Origin of the sequence: uncultured Prevotella sp. (assembly GCF_946407605.1) — a bacterium.
Lineage (GTDB): Bacteria > Bacteroidota > Bacteroidia > Bacteroidales > Bacteroidaceae > Prevotella.
In genome coordinates, this window is sequence record NZ_CAMJOS010000018.1 from 19,280 (window position 1) to 41,645 (window position 22,366).

Annotated in this window: 17 protein-coding genes; 12 read left to right on the forward strand and 5 right to left on the reverse strand. The window is 50.9% G+C overall.

Going from position 1 to position 22,366, the window contains the following annotated elements; translation table 11 throughout:
* From Q0R57_RS08795 to Q0R57_RS08805, 3 genes are read left to right on the forward strand one after another with little or no spacing between them, the layout of a single operon-like run.
* A complete protein-coding gene (locus Q0R57_RS08795; protein WP_294746182.1) occupies nt 1–2,271 on the forward strand; it encodes a glycoside hydrolase family 97 protein in 2,271 nt (756 codons plus the stop codon).
* A 25-nt stretch (nt 2,272–2,296) separates the two neighbouring features.
* Nucleotides 2,297–4,171 carry a type I pullulanase gene (pulA, locus tag Q0R57_RS08800; protein ID WP_294746312.1) on the forward strand — a complete coding sequence of 625 codons (1,875 nt, stop codon included), beginning with the start codon at nt 2,297–2,299 and terminating at the stop codon, nt 4,169–4,171.
* A gap of 6 nt (nt 4,172–4,177) precedes the next feature.
* Entirely contained in the window at nt 4,178–6,079 is a 1,902-nt protein-coding gene (locus Q0R57_RS08805) for an alpha-amylase family glycosyl hydrolase (RefSeq protein ID WP_294746185.1), read from the forward strand.
* A gap of 3 nt (nt 6,080–6,082) precedes the next feature.
* Here the strand turns inward: Q0R57_RS08805 and Q0R57_RS08810 are convergent, their stop codons facing one another.
* Complete coding sequence (locus Q0R57_RS08810) at nt 6,083–6,847, reverse strand: ABC transporter ATP-binding protein (protein ID WP_294746188.1); 765 nt, start codon at nt 6,845–6,847, stop codon at nt 6,083–6,085.
* A complete protein-coding gene (locus Q0R57_RS08815; RefSeq protein WP_294746191.1) occupies nt 6,844–7,590 on the reverse strand; it encodes an ABC transporter permease in 747 nt (248 codons plus the stop codon). The genes Q0R57_RS08810 and Q0R57_RS08815 overlap by 4 nt, the downstream gene beginning before the upstream one ends.
* Nucleotides 7,591–7,856: 266 nt before the next feature.
* On the opposite strand from Q0R57_RS08815, the gene Q0R57_RS08820 reads away from it, so the two are divergent.
* The 6 genes from Q0R57_RS08820 to cls are packed head-to-tail and all read left to right on the forward strand — an operon-like array spanning nt 7,857 to nt 15,997.
* Nucleotides 7,857–9,542, forward strand: coding sequence for a GDSL-type esterase/lipase family protein (locus Q0R57_RS08820; RefSeq protein ID WP_294746315.1), 1,686 nt, complete (start codon nt 7,857–7,859; stop codon nt 9,540–9,542).
* 8 nt (nt 9,543–9,550) lie between these two features.
* Nucleotides 9,551–11,620: a tetratricopeptide repeat-containing sensor histidine kinase gene (locus Q0R57_RS08825; RefSeq protein WP_294746194.1), complete on the forward strand. Its 2,070-nt coding sequence runs from the start codon at nt 9,551–9,553 to the stop codon at nt 11,618–11,620.
* Nucleotides 11,621–11,626: 6 nt separating this feature from the next.
* The gene (gene dnaG / locus Q0R57_RS08830) at nt 11,627–13,603 is read left to right on the forward strand and encodes a DNA primase (protein ID WP_294746196.1); all 1,977 of its coding nucleotides are present in this window, start codon (nt 11,627–11,629) and stop codon (nt 13,601–13,603) included.
* A gap of 8 nt (nt 13,604–13,611) precedes the next feature.
* Complete coding sequence (locus Q0R57_RS08835; RefSeq protein ID WP_294746201.1) at nt 13,612–13,944, forward strand: 6-carboxytetrahydropterin synthase; 333 nt, start codon at nt 13,612–13,614, stop codon at nt 13,942–13,944.
* A complete protein-coding gene (locus Q0R57_RS08840; RefSeq protein ID WP_294746204.1) occupies nt 13,931–14,548 on the forward strand; it encodes a radical SAM protein in 618 nt (205 codons plus the stop codon). The genes Q0R57_RS08835 and Q0R57_RS08840 overlap by 14 nt, the downstream gene beginning before the upstream one ends.
* Before the next feature lie 27 nt (nt 14,549–14,575).
* A complete protein-coding gene (cls, locus tag Q0R57_RS08845) occupies nt 14,576–15,997 on the forward strand; it encodes a cardiolipin synthase (RefSeq protein ID WP_294746207.1) in 1,422 nt (473 codons plus the stop codon).
* Nucleotides 15,998–16,053: 56 nt separating this feature from the next.
* Here cls and rsmD read toward each other — a convergent pair whose 3' ends face one another.
* Both rsmD and Q0R57_RS08855 read right to left on the reverse strand, forming a co-directional pair.
* Entirely contained in the window at nt 16,054–16,584 is a 531-nt protein-coding gene (gene rsmD, locus Q0R57_RS08850; RefSeq protein ID WP_294746209.1) for a 16S rRNA (guanine(966)-N(2))-methyltransferase RsmD, read from the reverse strand.
* A 36-nt stretch (nt 16,585–16,620) separates the two neighbouring features.
* Entirely contained in the window at nt 16,621–17,424 is an 804-nt protein-coding gene (locus Q0R57_RS08855) for a DUF3822 family protein (protein WP_294746212.1), read from the reverse strand.
* 126 nt (nt 17,425–17,550) lie between these two features.
* Here Q0R57_RS08855 and Q0R57_RS08860 point away from each other — a divergent pair, with 126 nt between their 5' ends.
* From Q0R57_RS08860 to Q0R57_RS08870, 3 genes are read left to right on the forward strand one after another with little or no spacing between them, the layout of a single operon-like run.
* Nucleotides 17,551–17,754 carry a hypothetical protein gene (locus Q0R57_RS08860; protein ID WP_294746215.1) on the forward strand — a complete coding sequence of 68 codons (204 nt, stop codon included), beginning with the start codon at nt 17,551–17,553 and terminating at the stop codon, nt 17,752–17,754.
* A 39-nt stretch (nt 17,755–17,793) separates the two neighbouring features.
* Nucleotides 17,794–18,498 carry a hypothetical protein gene (locus tag Q0R57_RS08865; protein WP_294746216.1) on the forward strand — a complete coding sequence of 235 codons (705 nt, stop codon included), beginning with the start codon at nt 17,794–17,796 and terminating at the stop codon, nt 18,496–18,498.
* Between the two features lie 15 nt (nt 18,499–18,513).
* A complete protein-coding gene (locus Q0R57_RS08870) occupies nt 18,514–19,386 on the forward strand; it encodes a PP2C family protein-serine/threonine phosphatase (RefSeq protein WP_294746219.1) in 873 nt (290 codons plus the stop codon).
* Nucleotides 19,387–19,393: 7 nt separating this feature from the next.
* On the opposite strand, the gene Q0R57_RS08875 is transcribed toward Q0R57_RS08870, so the two are convergent.
* Entirely contained in the window at nt 19,394–22,240 is a 2,847-nt protein-coding gene (locus Q0R57_RS08875) for a family 43 glycosylhydrolase (RefSeq protein WP_294746223.1), read from the reverse strand.
* Nucleotides 22,241–22,366: the final 126 nt, after the last annotated feature.

Here is a 22,366-nt window from a genome sequence, read left to right on the forward strand (position 1 = left end):
ATGAAAACTGGACTTCAACTATTATTGAGCCTGATTGTCGCTCCCCTGACGATGATGGCTACAGAGGTGAAATCGCCCAATGGCAATGTGGTGCTGAACTTCACCGTTGAGGATGGTCGACCTACCTACACCTTAGATTATAAGGGAAAGGCAGTTGTGCTGCCTTCGCATCTGGGCTTGGAACTGGCAAGAGACAAGCACGCCTCGATGGGAATGGAGGAGAGGAGTCTGCTGGAAGGTTTTACGCTTGTGAAGGAAGAAACCTCGGAGTTCGACGAGACTTGGCAACCCGTATGGGGTGAGACCCGCAATATCCGTAATCACTATAACGAATATGCGGCCACCTTGTCGCAAGAGTGGCAATCGGCGCCTCCCAAGGGCACTCGTGGTCAGCGTTTGGCTTTCCGTCGCCACGAACGTCATATCATCATCCGCTTCCGCGTTTACGATGATGGTATCGGGTTCCGTTATGAGTTCCCGCAGCAGACCGAACTGAACTATTTCCTGATTCAGGAAGAGAAGAGTGAGTTTGCGATGGCTGGCGACCATACAGCCTGGTGGCTGCCTGGCGACTACGATACGCAGGAACAGGAGACTCAGGAGACGAAGCTCAGCGAGATTCGTGGTCGTATGCAGGAAGCCGTCAACTGGGGCAACAGTTCAGTGGCGGTATTCTCGCCTACAGGTGTGCAGACATCGCTTCAGATGAAGAGTGCCGACGGTCTTTATATTAATATCCACGAGGCAGCTTGCGCCGACTACGCCACGATGCACCTGGAACTGATTGACGAGAAGACAGAGCAGTTCTCTACCGAGTTGGGTGGTGGCAGCAATGCCTATACCCCTTGGCCTAAAGCCTCTGAGTGCGAGTTGCCCAAGCCCTATACCTTTGTGAGTCACCTGACTCCCGATGCTACCGGCTTGAAGGGTGCTATGCAGACCCCTTGCGAGACCCCTTGGCGTACGGTGATGGTGAGCGACGATGCCCGCGATATGCTGTCGTCAAACCTCATCCTCAACCTCAACGAGCCTTGCGCTTTGGATGATGTCAGCTGGATTCATCCCACGAAATACTGCGGTGTATGGTGGGAGATGATTGTGGGCAAGTCATCATGGCACTATACAGATGATGTCCCCAGCGTAAAGCTTTCAACTTTCAACTATCAACTTTCAACGCCCAATGGACGTCATGCTGCCAACAACGAGAAGGTGAAGCGCTATATCGACTTTGCCGCTAAGAACGGACTCGACCAAGTGCTGGTAGAAGGCTGGGATGTAGGCTGGGAGGACTGGGCCAATATGTGGAAGCGCGACGTCTTTGACTTCCAGACGCCCTATCCCGACTTCGACATCGAGATGCTGAACAAATATGCTCACTCTAAAGGCGTAAAACTGCTGATGCACCACGAGACCTCCAGCTCTACTCAGAACTACGAGCGCCATCTGGAGGCCGCCTTCAACCTGATGAATAAATATGGCTACGATGCCGTGAAGACGGGCTATGTGGGAGATATCATCCCTCGTGGCGACCACCACTACTCGCAGTCGATGAACAACCACTACCTCTATGTGGTGAAGGAAGCCGCCAAACATCATATTATGGTGAATGCCCACGAGGCCACGCGTCCTACGGGTCTCTGCCGCACCTATCCCAACCTGGTGGGCAACGAGAGTGCCCGAGGCACAGAGTATGAGGCCTTCGGCGGTTCACGTCCCGATCATACCTGCATTCTGCCGTTTACCCGTTTGCAGGGCGGTCCTATGGACTTTACCCCAGGCATCTTTGTCACCAAGCTCTCCGAGTGGAGTGAAAATACTTCGTGGGCCCGCATCACCATTGCCGGTTCGCTGGCTCTCTATCTCACCATGTATTCGCCCTTGCAGATGGCTGCCGACCTGCCTGAGAACTACGAGAAGTTTGACGATGCCTTCCAGTTCATCCGCGACGTGGCCTGCGACTGGGACCAGAGTATCTATCTCGAGGCCGAGCCTGCCGACTATATCACCGTAGCCCGCAAGGCAAAGGGTACCGACAACTGGTTCATTGGCGGCAAGTGCGACGAGAACGGACACCAGAGCACCATCAAGCTCGACTTCCTGGATAAGGACAAAAAGTACGAATGCACCATCTATGCCGATGCCCCCGATGCCCACTACGAGACCAATCCGCAGGCCTACGTTATCACCAAGAAGGTGGTGAAGGCTGGTCAGACACTCAAACTCAAAGAAGCCCCCGGTGGTGGTTTCGCCGTTTCCCTGATAGCAAAATAGTATGAAGAAAAGCATTATAACAGGCATGATAGCCCTCATCCTCTCCGCTTGCGAATCAGAACAGAAGGTGTTTCATTTCGACGAGATGACCTACTCGCCCAGCGAGACAGTATTCCGACTCTTTGCGCCTGAAGATGCCACGTGCTATGTGGTGATGGACGATGAGGTGCTGCCGATGACGCTGGGAGCCGACAGCATCTGGACGGCTACAGCTAAAGGCGACCTCAAGGGACATACCTATCAGTTCCTTGTCAATAAAAGTCTCTCGCCTGGTGTCTTTGCCAAAGCGGTGAGTGTGAATGGCGAGAAGGGTGTCGTTGTTGATATGCGTGACACGAATCCGGAAGGGTGGGAGAGTGACCAACCCGTCCGCCGCATGCCTCAGGATATCGTGGTTTATGAGATGCACCATCGTGATTTCTCCGTCAATCAGCCTTTGGCCCAGCATCCAGGTAAGTTCCTGGCGCTGACGGAGCCTTGGGCCATTGAACATCTCAAGGAGTTGGGCATCAATGCAGTACATATTCTGCCTTCATACGACTACGGCTCTGTGGACGAGACTCGACTCAACGAGCCACAATACAACTGGGGCTACGACCCTGTGAACTATAATGTGCCTGAGGGTGGCTACAGCACCGACCCCTACGACCCCTTGTGTCGCATCCGCGAGTTCAAGCAGATGGTGCAGGCTCTTCACAAGGCTGGTATCGCCGTCATCCTCGATGTGGTCTATAATCATACCTACGACATAGACCACTCCAACTTCCAGCGCACCTATCCCGATTACTACTATAGGAAAGCTACTGCTCCCGACGGAGAGCCCTCGGGCTACAGCAACGGCTCCGGTTGCGGCAACGAGACCGCCAGCGAAAAGCCCATGATGCGCCTGTTCATGATAGAATCGGTGATGCATTGGATTAACGAATATCATATCGATGGCTTCCGTTTCGACCTGATGGGGTGTCATGATATCGAGACGATGAACGCCATTCGAAAGGCTGTCGACGAGATAGATCCCAATATCTTTATCTATGGTGAAGGCTGGAGTGCTGGCGCCTGTGCTCTACCCAATGAACAGCTGGGTATGAAGGCAAATATCTCGAAGATGCCTCGCATCGCTGCCTTCTCTGATGAGATTCGCGATGCCCTGCGGGGTCCTTGGTCAGATAACGCCATGGGTGCCTTCCTGGCTTGTGCGCCTCATTGTGAGGAGAGCCTGAAGTTTGGAATAGCAGGTTGTATTGATCATCCGCAGGTGGATATGTCGCAGGTTAATTACAGCAAAGAGCCGTGGGCAGCTGAGCCAACACAAATGATGTCTTATGTCAGTTGTCATGATGATATGTGTCTGACAGACCGACTGAGAGCCAGTATCCCGGGCATTACTGATGATGAATTGATTAGTCTCGATCTGTTAGCACAGACAGCGGTGTTTACCTCTCAGGGGGTACCTTTCATGCTGAGTGGCGAAGAACTGCTTCGTACCAAGTTGGGCGTTCATAATTCCTATGAGTCACCTGATAGTATTAATCGCCTGGATTGGGAGAATAAAGCACGTTATCCTGAGGTCTTTGATTACTATAAGAATCTCATAGCTCTTCGTAAGAATCATCCAGCCTTCCGCATGGCTCGCACAGTATTGGTGCAGCAGCACTTGGAGTTCTTGCCGTCACCTGACTATACTGTAGCTTATCGCTTGAAGGATCATGCGGCAGATGATTCTTGGGGCGATATCATCGTGGTGCTAAATGCCAACCCGGAAGTTGTTGGTATCGATATTCCTGATGGACGCTATACAGTGGTTTGCTGCGATAATCAGATTGACGAGAATGGTCTAGGTGAGGTTAGCGGCAATCGTGTGATGGTGAGTCCTCAATCTGCATTAATCATACATAACTAAACAATTATGAAGAAGTTTCTGATAGGTTGTCTCCTTGTGGGTACTGCAATCACTGCCACAGCAGCCAAGAAGATAGGGATAGACCGCATAGAGCCAGCCAACTGGTTTGTGGGCATGAAGAACCCGCAGGTGCAGTTGATGGTCTATGGTGCAGGTATTCGTGATGTTGAGAATGTAACCACCGACTATCCTGGTGTTCGCATCGACAGTTTAGTGCGCCTCGATTCGCCTAACTATCTGCTTATCTACATGAATGTGAAGGATGCCCAGCCCGGCACAATGTCGCTTAAGTTTAAATCTCAAACCTCAAACCTCAAACCTCAATCCTTTGAGTTGAAGGCCCGTGAGAAGAAAGGCGAGGAGCGCAAGGGCTTTGATATCAGCGATGTGCTCTATCTGTTGATGCCCGACCGCTTTGCGCAGGGTTCACATCACCAGCCGCAAATTAAAGGAATGAACCGCTATAAGGAAGACCGTACAGCCCCTTCGCTGCGTCACGGTGGCGACCTTGAGGGCTTGATGGAACATCTCGACTATTTTACTGATTTGGGTGTGACGGCACTTTGGTTCACGCCGATTCTTGAAAACAACTCCCCTGATCAGGATCAGTGGGCCACCTATCATGGATACGCTACCACTAATTATTATCAGGTTGATCCGCGTTTCGGCACCAACGAACAGTATTGCCAGCTGATTGACGCTTGTCATCAGAAAAGCCTCAAGGTGGTGATGGATATGATTTTCAATCATTGCGGCTTCGAGCATCCGTGGGTGAAGGATATGCCGTCGAAGGACTGGTTCAACCTAAGCGACTGGCTCAAGGAATCGGGTGGCACCAGCGACTCGCGCAACACCAGTTTCTTGCAAACCAGCTACAAGCTGACCCCCATTTTAGACCCATACGCCTCTGCTGTCGACAGGCGTGAGACCGTCGAAGGTTGGTTTGTCTCTACGATGCCCGACCTGAACCAGCGCAACCCCCACCTGATGCGCTATCTCATTCAGAACTCCAAGTGGTGGATAGAGACCGCCGGCATCGATGGCATCCGCATGGATACCTATCCCTACGCCTTTGCCGAACCTATGGCCCAATGGATGCAGGAACTCAGCGAGGAATATCCCAACTTCAACACCGTGGGCGAGACCTGGGTCACCGTACCCGCCTATACCGCTACGTGGCAGGATGATGGTGGAAAGAGGAAAGAGAGAAGCTATCTCAAGACCGTGATGGACTTCTCGTTCCAGGAGGCACTCGACAGCTGCAAGCACGAGGATACCGATGCCTGGTGGCGCGGCTACAACCGCATCTATAACTCGTTTGTCTATGATTATCTCTATCCCAACTCCTCATCGGTGATGGCCTTTATCGATAATCACGATACCAACCGCTTTCTTGAGGACGGACAGGACTCGCTGATGCTGAAACAGGCGCTGGCGTTACTACTGACCGTCAACCGCATCCCTCAGTTGTATTATGGTACAGAGATTATGATGAATGGTACCAAGGCAGTGACTGATGGTAACGTCCGTAAGGACTTCCCGGGTGGTTTTCCTGGAGACAGTCATAATGCCTTTACAGAGCAGGGCCGTACTAAGGCTGAGAACGATATGTTCCGCTGGCTTAGTCGTCTGTTGCATTGGCGACAAAATAATTCGTTGATAACAAAAGGAAAAATGACGCAGTTCATACCCCACAACGGCGTCTATGTCGTAGCCCGTCAATATCAGGGACGCACGGTTATGACCATCCTCAACGGCACTATTCAGCCCGCCACTTTCGAGGTAACTCGCTATAAGGAAATGATTGGTAACGCCAAGAGAGGCAAGGATGTGCCTACAGGACTCTATTACGATTTGTCGAGAGACCACAAGCTGAAGCCTCGGCAGACCCTCGTATTGGAATTCTAATCTTTACTGTTTCCCCGTCACGGCCTGTCGCATTTCCTTCAGTAGGTCGCTGGCAAAGATAAAGTCGGTGAGGCGTTTGTTCGTGGAATTCATGATTTCCGAAGAAACGCCTTGCCATTCTTTATGGCCTTCATAGATAAACACGATATTCTCGCCAATACCCATCACAGAGTTCATGTCGTGGGTGTTGATGATGGTGGTCATGTGAAACTCCTGAGTTATTGAGTGCAACAAGTCGTCAATGACCAGCGATGTCTTGGGGTCGAGACCTGAATTTGGCTCATCACAAAACAGGTATTTGGGATTCAAAGCAATAGCGCGGGCAATAGCCACTCGTTTCTGCATACCACCAGAAATCTCGCCAGGGTATTTCTTCTCGGCTCCTGAGAGGTTTACACGATCCAGACAGTATATGGCACGCTTCTCACGCTCTCGCAGGTTCATCGGTGAAAACATATCAAGGGGGAACATCACGTTCTCAAGAACTGACAGCGAATCGAACAAGGCAGCACTTTGGAAAATCATACCCATCTCGCGTCGCATCATCACCTTTTCCTTCTTCGACATCCGCACAAAGTCGCGTCCGTCGTAGAGCACCTGTCCACTGGTAGGTTCAAACAATCCCACCAGATTTTTCATCAGTACCGTCTTACCACTGCCGCTCTGACCGATAATCAGGTTGGTCTTACCATCCTCAAATACCGTGTTGATGCCTTTCAGCACCTCCTTGTCGCCAAAACTCTTATATAGGTTCTTTACTTCTATCATGACAGCAGTTGTGTTAAGAAGACATCAGAGAAAAGGATAAGCACACTCGACGTGACTACCGCATCGGTAGAGGCCTTGCCTACATCCACTGAGCCGCCCTCGACAGTATAGCCAGAGAAACTGGCCACGCTGGAAATGATAAAGGCAAAGAACTGGCTCTTGATAATACTCATCCACATGAACCAAGGCACGAAGTCGTGCTGTAGACCCAGTGTCAGGTCGTCGGGTGGCATGATATGTCCAATATAGGCAGTGCCGTAAGCACCTACAATACCCATAGCACTCGAGAATATCACGAGGAAGGGCATGATGGTGAGCAGACCTAGAATCTTAGGCAGTATCAGGTAACAGGCCGAGTTCACGCCCATAATCTCTAGGGCATCGATTTGCTGGGTTACACGCATGGTGCCTATCTCCGATGCGATGTTCGATCCAACCTTGCCAGCCAGTATCAGACACATGATACTGCTTGAGAACTCCAGCAGCATTATTTCTCGGGTGGTATAGCCCGCCACCCAGCGGGGCATCCAGGGACTCTCAATGTTTACCTTCATTTGGATGCAGATGACTGCACCAATGAAAAACGAGATGAGCAGCACGATGCCAATGGAATTGATGCCCAGCTGGGCCATCTCCTTGACATATTGCTTCCAGAACATTCTCAACCTTTCGGGCATCGAGAATGTTCTTCCCATTAGCATAATGTATCGGCCAAATATGGTCAGCCAGCGGTATATCAGCATGTGTCAATAGATAAAAAACGCTACAAAGGTACGAATAAACAAGGAAAATGCAAAAAGAAAAGACAAAAGAAACATACTTTTTTAATTTTTTTTTCTGATAAGTACCTTTCTCGAGTTTGAAGGTTATGAAAGAACTCGCAGAAGAAAGGCTGGATTTGGTGGCAATGTTGAAATTGTAATAAATACTAATTTATTTTGTATTTCGCTCGATTTTCATTACCTTTGCAGGCTAAAAGCAAACTTGGATGAAACGACTACTATCAATCATGGTGTTTATGTCGCTGGCGCTCACCTCGTGGGCCCAAGACTTTGATAATCTGCCAGACCCTATTGAAGATGTCAATAAGGTGGTGGACAATACCCCCGATTCCATAGCCAAGGCACTGATGTCGCGTCCAAAGCCAGGGTCAACACGCAGGGGAATGAACCCTGTAATGTTTCTGGTGGGCAATAGCACTATGCGCAATGGTACGCTGGGCAATGGTAACAATGGCCAGTGGGGCTGGGGCTATTATTTTCCAAAATATTTTGATGCCAACAAGATCTCTGTAGAGAATCATGCCTTGGGCGGCATGTCTACACGCACTTTCTATACAGACCTGTGGCCAGCCATCCGTGAGGCTTTGAAGGCAGGCGATTGGGTAGTTGTGTCGATAGGTCATAATGATAATGGTGAGTTCTTCGACCAGAGAAGGGCGCGTGCCGTCATCCCTGGTGTGGACCCTGATACCTGTTATATCGGCTTCAACCAGCGCACTCAGCAGCAGGATACCGTTTATTCTTATGGCAACTATCTACGCAAGTATATCTCTGAGATCCGTGCTAAGGGGGCCAACCCCATTCTGATGTCGCTGACCCCTCGCAATGCTTTTGATGACAACGGACTGATTGTGCGTAAGCCGCAGACGCAATGGGCAGCCTATGTGGCAGCCACAGAGGGTGTACCTTTTATAGATCTGAACGAGATTAGTGGAGCAAAGCTTGACAGCTATAGCCGTTGGAAGGTGGACTATCATTTCCTGGGCGATAAGATCCATACATCGAAATTTGGTGCTGAGATGAATGCACAGAGTGCCGCCATAGGCATTTATGAAAGCACGAATCCTCTGCTCACTCCCCTGAAGGCGATGATGAAGAATGCAGAGCCGGAGAATTATTTGGCCAGTACGAGTTCGAATCATGCTAATAACACGTCAAGAAAGCCCGTGCTTTACTTTACTGGTGATTCGACGGTGAAGAATGCCGATAGTGATGATGACGGTATGTGGGGTTGGGCCTCGCTTGCCTTTACTGTCTTCGACGAGAGCAAGATAACCCTTGTCAATGCAGGACGTGCTGGTCGTAGCACTCGAACGTTTATTGGCGAGGGCTTGTGGGATAAGGTTTATAACTCTCTGCAGCCTGGTGATTTTGTCACTATCCAATTTGGTCATAACGACATCTCTCCCATTACCGACAAGAAAGCACGTGGTGTGATTCCAGGTGCTAATGACACCCTACATGTCTATCGTATGGATAACGATACCTATGAGGTGGTATATAGCTTTGGTTGGTACCTAAAGAAGATGATTGACGACGTGCGAGAGAAGGGTGCTACGCCCATCCTTGTTAGTCTGACTCCTCGCAACGAGTGGCCCCACGGCAAGATTGAACGTCGTGACGACACATACGGCAAGTGGTATCGCGAGGTGGTTGAGGAGACAGGTGTTGAGTTCATTGATATGCACAACATCTCTGCCGACTTCCTTGACAAGAAATTCGCAAAGAAACGCCTCTCTGACGATGGAGCTAAGGCTAAGGCTGAAATAGCTGCTATTAAGGAGAAGGCTAGCATCTATTTCAAGAAGGACCATACCCACGCCTCTAAATTGGGTGCCCAGATGAATGCACAGTCGTTTGCCAAAGGTCTCAAGGCCAATGGCTCAGAGCTGGCTAAGTACCTTAAAAAATGAAATGATTGATGAAGAATAAGATATATCATACGACTCAACCTGCCTGCCGTTTGCGAATGATTGTAGGCTTACTGCTGTTTGTAGCAGCAGGTATGTCTGCAGCTTCGACTCCAATACTGGTTATCGATTCTCTGAATAAAAAATTACCCCAACTCAAAGGCGAGGAACGCCTGGCAGCAATGGAAGCCATTTACAACCAGAGTCTGCTGATAGGCGATTTCGACCTGCAACTTAAGGTTCTGGACGAATGGCAGACTGAGGCCCATCGTCAGGGCAACACTGTCGCTGAGGCAGAAGCCCGCGTGGACCGTATTCTCGATTATTTCAACGAGGCCATCTACGACTCCATCTTCCCGCTTTCTCATGATATGATGGAATTCTCCGAAGAGCATGGTATGGTTCGTCAGAAGATGCAAGCCTGGCATATGCTGGTGGGTGCCTACCACTTCACTGGTCAGTATAATCAGGCACTTCGAGAAGTGAAGATGATGTATGAGGAGGCCCATCGCTTAGGCTCCGAGTATGGTGAGTCGATGGCTTACTTTAATATGGGTAATGTGTATTACAGCATGAGCCATTACGAGGAGTCGGTCGATGCCTTTGAGAAGAGCATCCCCCTGATGCGCAACATAGACCAGTCTGTATTGCTGGAGATTTATCCTTATTATTGTGATGCTTTGGATGCTTTGCATCAATACGATAAACTTGAATCGGCTACTGTGGATTGGAAGAAGGTGATAGACCACAGGTTGGCACAAGGCGATAATCGCGACCTGGACGTTATTTTGGCTAACTATTTTATAGCCTGTGCTCAGGGCAAACTTGGCCTCAATAGATTGGAAGAAGCAGAGGAATTGCTCAATGAGACTGCCATTCATGTGCCAGAGAAGAATAACTACGAGTGGCTCTATCTGTTGTTCTATCGTGCTAAATTGCGTATGCTTCAAGGTCGCTATGAGGAGGCTCTCGAGCTGAATGCCGAACGTTTGGCGATGTGTAGCGTGATTAACGACAAACCTACTTTGATTCCTGTTCATAAGCAGCGTGCTGACATTCTGATGCTTGCTGGACGTTATAAGGAGGCTGCGGAGATGTATGCCCGTACCTTTGAGTTGAGCGATTCGCTGAACAGGGCCAATACTCGCACCCAACTTAATGAGTTGCGTACCATCTTCAAAGTCGATGAGCTGGAGAATACCAATGCCCGTCGCAAGAGTCAGTTTGTTACTATCATCAGCGTCATCCTGACTGTAGCTCTGCTAATCATTATGCTGCTTATCTGGTTGGCGGCCCGCAAGCTGAGACATAAAAACAGAGAATTGGCCCAGCGTAACAAAGAGTTGAAGGTGGCCAGCGAACGTGCTGAGGAGTCGCTGAAGATGAAGACCGACTTTATTCATCAGATATCTCACGAGATACGTACACCGCTCAATGTCCTGTCAGGCTTCTCGCAAATTCTGACGGCCGATAGCGAGACACTCGATGCCGATACGCGCCATAGCATCAACCACCGTATAGTGGAGAGCACTGATCGCATCACCAATCTGGTGAGTAAGATGCTGGAACTGAGCGAGGCCAGCAGCGAGACCGTTATAGAACGAGAGGATCAGGTGACACCAGTGCGTATTGCCGACGAGGCAATTATTGCGATTGGCGGTCTTCGTGGACAGAAAAATCTCTGTTTCGATTATCAGGTGGCACCTGCTGTGCAAGATTTGCAGTTGAAAACCAACCTGAAGCAGGCCTCTCGTACCCTGCAGTTCCTGTTGGGCAATGCCAAAAAGTTCCTGCATCCTCAGGGTGTGGATACTACTGAGGGTACCGTCCGCCTTCTTGTTGATACTACCGCCGACAAACAATTCATTCAGTTTGTGGTGGAGGATACGGGTAAGGGTGTGCCGGCAGAAGAGGCAGAGCATATCTTTGAAGAGTTTGTGCAGCTGGATGAATACTACGAGGGTGCAGGCATCGGACTCACCGTAGCCCGTAGCATTGCCCGCCGCCTGGGTGGCGATGTGGTGCTTGACACCGCTTATACTGATGGTGCACGTTTTGTGTTTACGTTGCCAAATACCTAATAGAAGATGATAGACAGAGCGACGGTAGATAGAATTCTGGATGCAGCCCGCATTGTTGATGTGGTGGGTGAGTTTGTGACACTCCGCAAGAGTGGCGTGAACTACAAAGGCTTGTGTCCCTTCCACGACGACCGCAACCCGTCGTTCATGGTGTCGCCCTCGAAGAATATCTGCCACTGCTTTGTATGTGGCAAGGGTGGCTCGCCTGCTGGTTTCCTAATGGAGCACGAGCAATTGACCTATCCTGAGGCCCTGCGCTGGCTGGCTAAGAAATACAATATCGAGATTGTTGAGAAGGAACTGACTGACGAGGAGCGTGAAGCCCAGAGCGAGCGTGAGTCGATGTTTATCGTCAACGAGTGGGCCAAGGACTGGTTTCACAATATACTTAAGAACGATCCTGACGGCATCGCCATTGGCAAGCAGTATTTCCGCAGTCGTAGCATCCGCGATGATATCATTGAGAAGTTCCAACTGGGTTATGCACCTCAAAAGCGTGATGCGCTGGCACAGGCGGCTAAGACCAAGGGTTATAAGCCTGAGTTCCTTGTGAAGACGGGCTTGTGTGTTGAGAGGAAAGAGGAAAGTGAAAAGAGGAAAGAGGTCACTATATACGACCGCTATGCAGGTCGTGCCATCTTCCCTTGGTTCAATATCAGTGGCAAGGTGGTAGCCTTTGGTGGTCGTGTGCTTGATAGCCGTACCAAGGGCGTAGCACAGAAATATGTCAACTCGCCCGACTCGGAAATCTACCATAAGGAGCGTGAGCTCTATGGCATCTATCAGGCCAAGAAGGCTATAGTGAAGGAAGACTGCGTGTTTATGGTCGAGGGCTATACCGACGTCATCGCCATGCATCAGGCAGGTATCGAGAATGTGGTGGCCAACAGCGGAACGGCGCTCTCCACCTATCAGATTCACATGCTCCATCGCTTCACCAACAACATTACTTTATTATATGATGGTGATGAGGCTGGTATCCATGCTGCCATGCGAGGTACCGACATGCTGCTGGCTGAGGGCATGAATATCAAAGTGCTGCTGCTGCCCGATGGCGACGACCCCGACTCGTTTGCCCGTAAGCATTCTACTGACGACTTGAAACGCTATATTGAGGAGAACCAAACGGACTTTATCTCCTTCAAGAGTCGGCTGACGGTTGAGAATGTTAGCGACCCCGTGAAGCGTAGTGAGGCCATCGGCGGCATAGTGAAGAGCATCTCTGTGATCCCCGACCAAATACTGCGTTCTACCTATATCACCGACTTTGCCCATCGTATCAACATGAAGGAGCAGACCCTCATTGCCGAGATGAACAAATACATCCGCAGGGGTATTGAGGATAAGGAAAAGGACAACGCCCGAGAACTGGAAAGGGAGCAGGCTCAACAACCGCAACAGCCACAGCAACAGGAAGCTCCTCTGACGCTGCATACCCCCACCGAGCAGGCTTCTTCTGTGGAGCTGCTGCTGGTTCGCGAGATTGTACGTCACGGTGAGGAGATTATTTTCCAGGATGTAGAGACGGAAGATGGCGGCAAGGTCTCGTTCAATGTTGCGCAGTATATCAGTTTCGACCTCTCGCAGGACGGACTCACGTTTGTCTTGCCTATACATAATCAGATACTGTCAGAGGCAGTGGAACATAGCGACGATCCTGATTTCAAGGCCGAGACCTATTTCTGCAGCCATCCCGACATACAGGTCAGTCAGCTGGCCACCCGTCTGGCCATCGACCGTCACCAGCTAGGCGGCCGTTTTGCGGCGCAACCCCGTGAGGGTTCTCTGCGCCAGCGTGTGCTTCATCTGATGATGGACTATCGCTTGGATATCGTTGAGCATCGCTTGAAGGAAATCCAGCGACAACTGCAGCAGGTGGGCAACAATATGGAACGAATGATGCAATTATTAAAAGAACATAAGGAAACCAAAGAGATTCGTGATGAGCTGGCTAAGAGGCTGGGGAGCGATCTCGTTGTCTAAAACGAATTATGTATTACATTCAGAAAAGATTAGAGATTTCAGCCAGCCATCATCTTGTGCTGGACTACGAGAGCAAGTGCTCACAGTTGCATGGACACAATTGGGTTATCACTCTCTTCTGTCGTGCGAAAGAGTTGAATCAGAATGGTATGGTGGTCGACTTCACCGAGATTAAACGAAACATCAAGAGTCGACTGGACCATCAGAACCTGAACGATGTGCTGCCCTTTAACCCTACGGCCGAGAATATCGCCCGTTGGTGTGTGGAGCAGATTCCTACCTGCTATAGGGCCGAGGTTCAGGAGAGCGAGGGCAATATGGCAGCCTATGAAGAGGATTAACAACATCTTTTATTCATTACAGGGTGAGGGACGCAACACGGGTCGTGCTGCTGTCTTCATCCGTTTTGCGGGTTGCAACTTGCGGTGCTCGTTTTGCGATACGGAGTTTGAATCCTATCGCGAGATGAGTGACGAGGATATCGTGGCAGAGGTTGAGGCTCTCAGCCCTCGACCTTCCAATCTGCTGAAGGACGCTTGCTGCCAGGGAGACGCAAGAGCCCTCAGACCTCTTATCGTCCTGACAGGTGGCGAACCTACGCTCCAGGTCGATGAGGCTTTTGTAGATTTGTTGCATCAGCACGACTACGAAGTGGCGATGGAGAGTAATGGCACTCGTTTCGCTCCTCGTAATCTGGACTGGCTCACGGTATCTCCCAAGCAATCCCCCATACGTCAGCATTGTAATGAGGTAAAGGTAATCTTTGTCGATGCCGAGCATGTCCCTGATATCGAACTCGAGGCTGACTACTATTATCTGCAGCCCTGCGATGTGGGCGATGCCGAGCGCAATAAAGCCATCACCCAAGCCTGTGTCGAGTATATCAAACAGCATCCCCAATGGCGGCTCTCGTTACAGACCCATAAGCTTATCGATATCGAATAATCCTCAAACCTAAGAGTTTCAAAACCAATGACTTGGCAGACCATACTACTCATCATTTACGAGATAATCGTCATTTCGACTATTATCCATGTGGTGATGGATAATCGTCAGCCTGCCAAGACGATGGCTTGGGTCATGGTGATTTGGTTCCTGCCTGTGGTAGGCATTATCGCCTACATGTTCTTTGGCGTTAACACCCGAAGGGAACGGATGGTTAGTCAGCGCTCTATGGACCAGCTGACCAAACGTTCTATGTTTGGTTTTGTGGAACAACATGACCTGCAGCTGCCCGAGGACTATAAACCCGTCATCGACCTCTTTGTCAACGAAAGCTTCTCGCTGCCCTTTAATAATAATAAGGTGGAGATTCTTACTGATGGCTACGAGTTTTTCCCTGCCTTGCTGAGCGATATTGCCTCTGCCCGCAGTCATATCCATATCGATATCTATATCTTCGAGGATGATGCGCTGGGAAGACTCGTGTCTGATGCACTGATTGCGAAAGCTCGAGAAGGGGTCGAGGTGCGTGTGCTCTTCGATGATGTGGGCTGTTGGAGCGTGAAGAACCGATTCTTTGAGCGGATGCGTGTCGAGGGCATCGAGGTGGAACCATTCCTTCCTGTTCGTTTCCCCACCTTTGCACGTAAGGTGAACTATCGCAACCACCGCAAGATTATTGTGATTGATGGCAGTGTGGGCTATATTGGTGGCATGAATCTGGCCTTGCGCTATGTGAAGGGCCGTCATAATCGCGGCTGGCGCGATACGATGCTGCGTGTTGAGGGCTGCGGCGTCTATACCATGCAGCGCGCTTTCCTCATCGACTGGTATTTCGTGGATAGAACGCTGTTGAGTGACAGGAAGTATTATCCGCCTATTGAATCGATAGACAATGAGCAATGTGTGGTGCAGACGGTGACCTCAGCGCCCTTGGCGGCCTATCCGGAGATTATGCAGGGCTATGTGCGCATCATCCTCGCTGCCAAGAAGTACATCTATATCCAGACGCCCTATTTCCTGCCCACCGATGCCGTGTTCTTCGCTCTGAAGACCGCTGCCGCTTCTGGCGTCGATGTCAGGGTGATGGTGCCTCGCAAGACCGATGGCTGGTTTGTAGAGTGGGGCAGTCGCAGCTATCTGCGTGAGGCTCAGGAGGCCGGCATCCAGATACTGCTCTACGAGCCACGGTTCCTGCATGCCAAGATGATGGTGTGCGATGACGGCATCAGCACTTGCGGCTCTACCAACATCGATTTCCGTTCATTCCTTAATAATTTCGAGGGAAATCTCTTTGTGTACGACCATGAGGTGGCGCTTCAGATGAAAGAGACCTTCTTACGCGATGCAGAGACTTCTGTGGCTCTTACCAGTATGCCTCGTCGCATGCATCCCCGTTTCTTCACCCGTTTGGGTGAGTCGTTGATGCGAGTACTGTCGCCATTACTGTAAATCTATCCTCTTTTCACTATTTTCTTTCCTCTTTCCACCTTCCTCTTTCCTCTATTTCACTTAAACAGCGAGAAGTTCACGCTGCCATAGTTTCTGTGTTCCAGGAAGTGCGGATGCTGCTGGAAGTCATTGTCCTTGCCGTGTTCCAACACGAAGATGCCGTCATCCTTCAACAGTCCTTTTTCGAAGATAAGGTCAGGAATCGTGGGAATTTCCTTTAGCGCATAGGGCGGATCGGCAAAGATAAAGTCAAACTGCTGATGACAGCTCTTAAGGAAACGGAACACGTCGGCACGCAGTGGAATGCAGGTCTCCTCGCCCAGTTTCTTGATGCACTCGCAGATAAAGCGGTGATGATCCCTGTCCATCTCTACGCTGACCACCTGACTGCTGCCTCGCGACAGCAGTTCCAGCGAGATGCTGCCTGTGCCCGAGAAGAGGTCGAGGGCCGTAGCGTTTTCGAAGTCCACATACTGCACCAGCACGTTGAAGATGTTCTCCTTGGCAAAGTCGGTAGTGGGCCGCGCCTTAAACGAACGCGGAATGTCGAAGTGCCGTCCCTTGTATTTTCCTGTTATAATCCTCATCTACCTTTATCTTCTTCTATCTCCTTTTATCTACCTCTATCTCCCCTTAATATACAATGTCTGCAAGTCATAGGGCATCCCCTTGATTTCTGTGACGGGATGACGGTTGAAGTCTGCCGAGGGGTTGATGACGTAGGCCTTCTGCAGGAAGTTCTTCAGCTCCTCCATCAGCCACTCCTGCTCAGGAATGTCGCCCACGATGTGCAGTTCGTCGTATTCCGGCTGTAGCTGCAGCTGCTTCCAGACATATAGCAGGAAATAGAGCGAGTCGTGACCTCTGCTGGCTTCAAACGAGTTGCAGAACTTAAATCTGTTCTGCTGGAAGCTGAAGATGTCGAGTCGCTTCTCGTGGAAATAGCCGTAGAGCTTATGCCTGTTGCCAGTAAAGCTGCGCTGGTGCAGGTGTCGCCACACAGGCGATATGGCCGTAACTATCTGCACATCCTGAAAATGGTCGTCAATCACCAGCCTCAAGTCTTTGTTCATGGCAAACACGGCCACCGCATTCAGGTCGGGCAGCACGTTATAATATACCGCATCCTGCTCCTTCTTCGGATAGGCATGGCTGTACATTGTCTCGATGTTTTTCTCGTCGAAAATCTCTACGGGCACCATCAGCACGTCAGTATCGATGACCACTCTCACTCGTGGCGAGGGGTTCAGCAACAGGTCGGCCGTCTTAAACGCCTCGCGCAGGTTGGCTGCCATCGACACACCGCTCTTTACCACATAGGGCTCGTAAATCACGTCTGTCTCATTCTCGGCTACGCACGAAAACGATAGCGACCCGCGTCCTACCCTTATCGTCAACCTTTGATTTTTCTTGCTAATTTCTGGCATCCTCGTTCCAATTTTTTGCAAAGGTACAATAAAGTTTTTGTTTTTGGAAAAAAAGTTGGTATAAATGTAAGGTTAAATGCAGACTTTTTATTATTATTTGCACAATAATTCTAAAACAGAGTGTTTATGCCGAGACTAACCTATTTGATATGCTTGGTTTTTCTGGCTCTGACCACAGGTCTTTCCAGCGTCAGAGCCGAAGAGATGTTGCCGCCAATACTTCAGAAATTGACTGACGAAGCCTATCGTTGTTATAGTTCACGTGAGACAGATAATTTTTTCGATGCTGTAAAGCAGATTAAGGCTGCCACAGAGTTCTTTGGCTATTAGGAGACCTACTATCGTGCCTGTAGCTACGAGGCCATCTATATGTTCGAGTATGTGGATCGTACCCAAGGCGTGCAGTTGGCTCATGACATCTATCATCACGCCAAGACAAACAACAGTAATGTTGGTATGTATTTCGCGACTTTCTCTTTAGGTACCATCCGCGAACAGTCGGGCAACATGGGACTGGCAGAGAAGAGCTTCCTGCAGGCGCTGAAACTGAAGGAGAAGTACCTGCCTGAGGAGAGCGCGGCCCCCTGTTATCTGGGACTCTGCGAGGTGGCCCTCCACAGGAAGGACTATGAAGAGGTGAAGGAATATGCCCGCCTTGCTTTGGATGAACCAGGTATTATTCCCATGAATCAGATCACAGCTTGGAGCTATAAGTGTTTGGCCCGATATAATCAGGGCGACAGCCTGGGCTTCGAGGAAGCCTATAGGGAGCGAGCCATGCTGATTGCTGAATATGGTGGTCAGGGCGGACTCTTCGGTGAACTTATCAACGTCTATCAGGCTAAGAACCGCAAACAATGGCAACTGGCCCTGCAGCGTACAGAGAAACTGATTCACCAGCAGAACAAATGTGCCCAGAAAGCAGCTATTTACGAGCAGATGGGCGACTACCGCCAGGCATTCTATTGGCAGAAGCGCACCCGTGCTGTCATCGACTCCATTCAGTCATCCGAGGCCCGTTCGCAGATGAATGAGTTCGATACGGAGCTGTCCATTACCTATGCCGAGAACTAGACCAAGGAACAGGAGTTGGCCAAGGAACAGACCATGCTTTGGGGTGGTGGACTTATCGCCCTGCTCATCATCGCCTTCCTTGCTCTCTACGGCTATCGCAGCAACAAGCACACCAAACACATGAAGAGTGTCAACGCCAAGCTGCAGCAGGCCTACAACCAGTTGGAGGAGACTACCAAGGCCAAGGAGCGCATAGAGAGTGAGCTGCGCATTGCCCGTGAGATTCAGCGCCGCATGCTGCCGCATGTCTTCCCTCGCCGCAGGGATGTTGACATCTACGCCATGATGACGCCTGCCAAAGAGGTGGGTGGCGACCTCTATGCCTACGCCCTCATCGACGATATGCTCTATTTCTGTGTGGGCGACGTCAGCGGTAAGGGTGTGCCTGCAGCCCTGTTTATGGCCGAGGTGACGCGTATGTTCCGTACGCTGGTCGATGGACATCTCACCCCCGACGTCATTGCCTCACGACTGAACCACGCGCTGGCTGAGGACAACGAACAGGGTATGTTCGTCACCATGTTTATCGGACTCATCAACCTCAAGTCAGGCCACATGGCTTTCTGTAATGCCGGCCACAATCCGCCCCTGCTCGATGGTGAATACATGAAGATGGAGTCCAACGCACCCATAGGTCTGTGGCCTGAGTTGGACTATGAGGGCGAGGAGGTCCCCGATATGCACGGCAAGACGCTCTTTGTTTATACCGACGGCATCAACGAGGCCGAGAATGCTCATAAGGAGCAGTTTGGCGAGGAGCGTCTCAAGGCGCTTTTGCAGAAAGATCATGGCACAGCCCGCGCTACGTCAGAGGCTATCCATCAGGCCGTTGTTGGCGGCGCCGAGCCCAGCGATGACTTGACAAAGATGTGTATCATCATGAACTGACGTCCCGTCATTGACAGACAGCCTGAGTGAAATGGTCGAAGGCGGCCTTTCCACTCTTTCCATAACAGAAAAGACCTACGCGGATGCCTTTCCAATAGCCAGAGCGCATTGGGAAGGCATCGCCAGCTTTTACGAAGCGGATGCCGTCTGTGCTATAGTAGAATTGGTGACGATTCCTCTGGCAGTCGTTACTGACGCGTACCCAGAGTCTTTCAAACTTGCCCTTCACGATAACCTCCCGTTGGCCCTGGGCCTCCACGAAGATGCCCTCTTTACACAGGCCGATGCCCCTAAATGTCTTTCCAGAACAGAAGAGACCCGCATAGCAGTCGCCAGAAACGGTGAGTAGGGTGGTGCTCTTGCTTTGATAGCCCACCACCTTTTGCGTCAGCATATTCCGACATAGCTTCAGACTGTCGGCAGGCAAGGCCTTCAGCGTCAGCCAGCCTTTTTTCTCGTTCAGGCTCCAGTGGGTGTCCACAGGGTTGTGGTTCCATTGCCATTGAAGACCTAAGGCAGATGCTGAAAAGTCGTCATCGGTCTGGAGCAGAGAGGCTTTCGATGAGAGTTGTGGCTTCTGCCACTCTGCTACAGGCTCACCAATGCCGTTGCCATCGTAGTCCACGCCCATCAGGGGCCAGTCGTCTTGCCAGCGCACAGGTTGCAGGTGAACCACACGCCCCAGGACGGGCGTCTCCTGGAAATGATAGAACCACCAGATGCCGTCAGGCGTATCGACCAAAGCGCCCTGATGCGGGCCGTTGATAGGGGTAGAGCCCTGCTCAAGCACTATCTTACGTTCGTAGGGACCATAGATGTTCTTCGAGCGGAGCACCGTTTGCCAACCTGTTCCCACGCCGCCTTCAGGGATGATGAGGTAGTACCAGCCGTTGCGTTTCATGAACTTGGTGCCTTCGGCTATAGGACCCTCATATACCGTCGTGCCCTCGTCCAGCAGTTGTTTGCCGTCTGCCGACATCTTATGCACGATAATCGGACCTGCGCCATGCTTGCTGCGACCCAGATAGGCCTGCCCGTCCTCGTCCCAGAAAGGGCAGGGGTCTTCCCATTTGGGCACGCGCTTCACCAGGTGCAGAGGAGCCCAAGGGCCGTGTGGATCTTCTGCCGTACTCATGAAAAGACCCTCTTCTGGCGTACAGAAATAGACGTAGTAGAGGCCGTTGTGATAGCGGATGGCGGGAGCCCACGAGCCGCCGGCATAGTGATTGTTGCTATCCCAGCCTGGTTCGTCGAAGCGACGGTATATCTGACTGATATAGTGCCAGTTAACCATATCGTCGCTCTCCAGCACCTGCATGCCGAGGAAATGGAAATCGGAGGCCACCATATAGTATTTCTTGCCTACGCGGATGACGTCAGGGTCAGAGAAATCGGCATTCAGCACAGGGTTCCTGTAGGTCCCGTCGCCCTGATCGCCCCAGCCCTCAGTATCGTCGTGCACAAAGTCTGGGCGGATGTCTGGGGCTTCGGTTTTGACTTCGACATTGTCGAAGTGTACATGACGGGTGTGGCGCAGGTAGAAGCCCTTCGCGGGCAGGTTGCCCCACATCGTGGCCTCTGGATAGGCCCTTTCCTTTTCGTTGGCTATCGAGTCGTTGATGGCCTGCATGTCGCTGGGAGTCACGCCACCTTTATGATGGATGGAGATGTTCGACAACCAGACATTGCGCACAGGGTGACCAGCCAGTCCAGTAATAGAACAGCCCACAGACCCAGCGTTTCTTATCATGAAGTTTTCCAGGCGGATGCCATCGATACAGCCAATGTGGTCGATGGGAATCAGTTCCGCTATCGTGTCGTCATTGCCCTTTCCGCTCAGTCCTTTTCCCGCTTCCCTCAGCTGATAGCCTCGTCCACGATTCCCTAGACGAATGAAGATGGGCGACTCGGTGCCTTCTACCGTAAAGTTTGAGGCTGCGACGTTCTCCATCACGCCGCCATCCACAATCTCCAGCGAGAGGGCCGATGTGCCTATCCATTGTCCGAAAAATTTTTCTTTTTGGTTGCTGCTGGGCTTGACCACGATGCCAGAGATGCTGATATTGCGAAAGCCGCCGTTGGTCTCTGTGCCCAGTTTTACGGCATTGCAATGGCTCGATATCACGCAGTCGCTGATGCGGATATTCTCGCAGAGGCGCGGCGATGTCGATTTCAGGGTGATGCCGTCGTCGTCGCTGTCCGTCATGATGCCTCTAACAATCACCTCGTGACAGCCGTCAATATCCAGCGCGTCGTTGTTATAGTTGTTGCGATTGAACACCTTGATGCCATCGATTCTCACGCGGTTGCAGGCCAGATAGTGCTGCATCCAGCAGCCGGAGTTCCTCAGTGTGATGTCCTTGACGGTGATATCCTCGCTCTGAATGAAACGTATCAAGTGCGGACGGGTGATGCCCTCGTCGTTCCAAGAGAGCTTTTTGAAGGCGCGGCCTCGTCCGTCGATAGTGCCGAAGCCGTCAATCACCACGTTTCTGACCTTGTCGGCATAAATCAACTGAATGGTGGATGTCTGCGTGCGCAGCGACACGTAGTCGGACTTCATCGGCCTGTAGTCGTCCAAGTTGGTACTGCCGTAAAGCGTGGCGCCCTGTTCCAGATAGAGGTGCATGTCAGACTTCAGCACCACGGAGCCAATCTTATATTGGCCCGTAGGCACTATCACCCTGCCGCCTCCATCCTTCGAGCAGTCGTCTATCGCCTGTTGCAAAGCCTTCGTACTCAGTACTGTCGTATCCGCCTTTGCGCCATACGCCACAATATTATAATCACGTGCCGTTGCCGTCAGCATCGACAGACACAGCATCAGCGTCAATAAAGTCTTCCTTGTCATCATTGTTTTTAGTTTTCGACTGCAAAGATACGATTTTCTTTCTAAATCTCCGTCAAAAAGCAAATTTTATTCAGATAGGCTCCAACACTCATGCGGATAATCTCTTTCACTCTTGCAGATAGGACCTTT